The following is a 2334-nucleotide window of genomic DNA, read 5'->3' as shown; positions in this document are numbered from 1 at the left end:
AAACGCCCACACTTATCGACTGTTAATTGTTAAAGAACCTTCTACTTCGCGTCACCAGAACCCCGGTTCGCGTCGCCGTCAAATCGTTTTGTTTGCCGGCATCCACCGCCTTGAAGAACCGTTATTTCCGGTCTTGTCTGCAGCGGGGAGGCGAACTATAGCAAGGGCATGCGTGGCTTGCAAGTCCTTTTTTAAAAAAACCAATTATTTTTGCTGCCAATGAAAAATGGGCCGCAAAGCGGCCCATCAAAACCTGCCACCTGAACGCTTTACTTCTTGTCGGCCTGCTTAGCAGTTTTTTCTACAGCTTGCGAAAACTGGCTCGTGGCCGTTGTCAGGTTGGTTTCCAGCGCTTCCGCCGCCTGTTTGGCGGTCTTGCTCAATTGCTCGTAGCCGGCGTTGGCGTTGTCAAAGGCTGATTTCAGTATCGCTACCGCACTTTCGGAACCAGCCGGTGCATTTTTTGCGACTTCGTTCAACAACCCTATTACCTTGCCATGGGCATTGGCAATTTGCGCTTCAGTGGTTTTAGTGAACTCAGCCTGGGTGCCGGATGCAATAGCAGCCAGGTGACGGCCATAGGCCATCGCCTTTTCCGTATTCGGCTGTGCTTGTGCTGCGCTCAGCGCGAAAAACTCCTGCGGGTCTTTGGCGGACAGTAGTTGCTTGACTGCAACAGAGGACTCTGCCGTCGAAGCTTTAGCGGCGCCGACATTCAATTCGATAACTTTTGCGACACCGTCAAGCGCTGTGCCGGTCAACGCATTGATCATGGCGAGTTGGGCTTCGAAATTGGCCTTGATAGCGGTCGAAAATTGTTCTGACATTGAAAACATGGTTTTTTTCCTTGAGGTTCAATAGATACCAGATACTTACTTCATAAGAGCTGCGACCAATATTGGCCGCAGCAACAATTAAAGTGCGTTGCAGTCACGACTACAAACAACGCGGACCACAATCAGTACGCACCTTAGGACATATGTTGTCCGCCATTGATGGCGATATTCGCTCCAGTCACAAATGCGGCCTCATCAGCGGCGAGATAGGCGACCAGACCCGCGACTTCCTCTGGCTTGCCCAGGCGCCCCATCGGAATTTGCGGAATAATCTTGCTGTCGAGCACGTCTTGTGCAATCGCCATCACCATCTTGGTCCCGATATATCCGGGAGAAATGGTGTTCACCGTCACACCCTTGCGCGCTACTTCCAGCGCCAATGCTTTGGTAAATCCATGCATGCCGGCCTTGGCCGCCGCATAGTTGCTCTGCCCAAACGCACCTTTTTGCCCATTGACCGAGGAGATATTGATGATGCGTCCCCAACCACGCTCGACCATGCCATCGCATACAGGCTTGGTCATATTGAATACAGAATCGAGGTTGGTGTGCATCACTGCATCCCAGTCGGTCTTTTCCATTTTTTTGAAGGTCATGTCGCGCGTGATGCCGGCGTTGTTGACCAGCACATCGACCGGGCCGATTTCCCTCTCGATGGTGCGGATGCATTCCTTGGCCGACTCGTAGTCAGCCACGTCGCAAGGATAGGCGCGGAACTGGTAACCTTGTCGGTCCATCGCTGCCAGCCATTCGTCGGTCTTGGTATTGCCGGGTGAATGGGTTGTAATTACTCGATACCCCAGAGCTGCCAATTTGATGCATACCGCCTCGCCCAAACCGCCCATGCCGCCGGTCACTAATGCAAGTCGCCCCATGTTGTTGTCTCCTGAAGTTCTATTTTGTGACGCCGTTGAAAACGACGCCGGTTACTTAAGATCAAGCTTTCTACCGCTTAAGTTTTAATACCGTTCCGACCGTCAACACCAGTGATGCGCGTCAAACAGGTCGGGTTTTAGTATGGCCGTGGCACATTACATCCGTATGACACGACACAGCGGCTAGAAGAGACATTTGTGACGATGGGGCCACTTGGCCTGAATTAGAACGTGTGACTGAGACTCCCCTATCTCAGTTTCATTGAGTGAATTTGCCAATGCTCTTTTCTACAGCCGCCCTCACCGAACCGCTGACCACGAACGATTGCGCCACCACGATATCGTTGTGGAACCAGCGGTCGCCTTCCAGGCAAGCAGGAATCTGACGGCGGATTTCCTGATACGCAGCTTGCGTACCCTTACCGAGCACAAAGCCTGGCAACAGATCTTCTGTCATGGTCAAGGCTTGCGCCGCCAGCAACATTTCGACGCCGATGATGTATTGCGTGTTGGCCACCACGGTTGCCGCCTTGCGCGCACACCAGGTCGAGTTCGAGACGTGGTCTTCGCTATTGCCCTTGGCTGGAATGCTGTCGACGCTGCCCGGCATGCACAGGGTACGG

The 2334-nt window shown here is 53.0% G+C and carries 4 protein-coding genes; 1 reads left to right on the top strand and 3 read right to left on the bottom strand.

The annotated features are described in order from the left end of the window. The coding region (locus BM205_RS24480; RefSeq protein WP_217646090.1) for a hypothetical protein at window positions 1-223 on the top strand (223 nt) is incomplete at its 5' end. A gap of 46 nt (window positions 224-269) precedes the next feature. Here BM205_RS24480 and phaP read toward each other — a convergent pair. From phaP to BM205_RS23865, 3 genes are all read right to left on the bottom strand, one after another. Next, entirely contained in the window at window positions 270-836 is a 567-nt protein-coding gene (gene phaP, locus BM205_RS23875; protein ID WP_092417342.1) for a TIGR01841 family phasin, read from the bottom strand. A 134-nt stretch (window positions 837-970) separates the two neighbouring features. Then, a complete protein-coding gene (gene phbB, locus BM205_RS23870) occupies window positions 971-1711 on the bottom strand; it encodes an acetoacetyl-CoA reductase (RefSeq protein WP_092417340.1) in 741 nt (246 codons plus the stop codon). A gap of 259 nt (window positions 1712-1970) precedes the next feature. Then, on the bottom strand, window positions 1971-2334 hold a 364-nt coding region (locus BM205_RS23865; protein WP_175511375.1), incomplete at its 5' end, for an aromatic amino acid lyase.

The organism is Collimonas sp. OK307, from assembly GCF_900113705.1.
Lineage (GTDB): Bacteria > Pseudomonadota > Gammaproteobacteria > Burkholderiales > Burkholderiaceae_D > Collimonas.
This window is presented reverse-complemented; position numbering and strand designations above follow the sequence as displayed.

Coding starts and splice junctions, on each gene's coding strand:
- phaP (WP_092417342.1), bottom strand. CDS start 836: ATGTTTTCAATGTCAGAACAATTTTCGACCGCTATCAAGGCCAATTTC.
- phbB (WP_092417340.1), bottom strand. CDS start 1,711: ATGGGGCGACTTGCATTAGTGACCGGCGGCATGGGCGGTTTGGGCGAG.